Below are 866 nucleotides of genomic sequence, written 5' to 3'. Positions count from 1 at the left end.
ACCATCGGCGCTACGGCGTTTCACTTCTGAGTTCGGCATGGGGTCAGGTGGGACCACCGCGCTAGTGCCGCCAGGCATATTCTGTATGCTGACCGTTATACTTCCGTATAACCATCAACTTAATCTGGAACATTCAGCTGAAAATCAAATCTCTCACCAAAACACCTTCGGTGTTGTAAGGTTAAGCCTCACGGATCATTAGTACTGGTTAGCTCAACGTATCGCTACGCTTACACACCCAGCCTATCAACGTCGTAGTCTTCAACGTTCCTTCAGGACTCTCAAGGAGTCAGGGAGAATTCATCTCGGGGCAAGTTTCGCGCTTAGATGCTTTCAGCGCTTATCTTTTCCGCATTTAGCTACCGGGCAATGCCATTGGCATGACAACCCGAACACCAGTGATGCGTCCACTCCGGTCCTCTCGTACTAGGAGCAGCCCCCCTCAATTCTCCAGCGCCCACGGCAGATAGGGACCGAACTGTCTCACGACGTTCTAAACCCAGCTCGCGTACCACTTTAAATGGCGAACAGCCATACCCTTGGGACCTACTTCAGCCCCAGGATGTGATGAGCCGACATCGAGGTGCCAAACACCGCCGTCGATATGAACTCTTGGGCGGTATCAGCCTGTTATCCCCGGAGTACCTTTTATCCGTTGAGCGATGGCCCTTCCATTCAGAACCACCGGATCACTAAGACCTGCTTTCGCACCTGCTCGAGCCGTCACTCTCGCAGTCAAGCTAGCTTATGCCTTTGCACTAACCTCACGATGTCCGACCGTGATTAGCTAACCTTCGTGCTCCTCCGTTACGCTTTAGGAGGAGACCGCCCCAGTCAAACTACCCACCAGACACTGTCCGCAACCC

2 rRNA genes are annotated in these 866 nt (G+C 53.1%); both read right to left on the bottom strand.

Going from position 1 to position 866, the window contains the following annotated elements:
• Positions 1-75, bottom strand: a 5S ribosomal RNA gene (rrf, locus tag AAE045_RS23295); the annotation flags it as partial.
• Positions 76-177: 102 nt separating this feature from the next.
• Positions 178-866: ribosomal RNA gene (locus tag AAE045_RS23290) — 23S ribosomal RNA — on the bottom strand; the annotation flags it as partial.

The organism is Dryocola clanedunensis, assembly GCF_038405435.1.
Taxonomy (GTDB): Bacteria; Pseudomonadota; Gammaproteobacteria; order Enterobacterales; family Enterobacteriaceae; genus Dryocola; species Dryocola clanedunensis_A.
The sequence above is the reverse complement of the archived record's forward strand: the minus strand, read 5'-3'. Positions and strand labels throughout refer to the sequence as shown.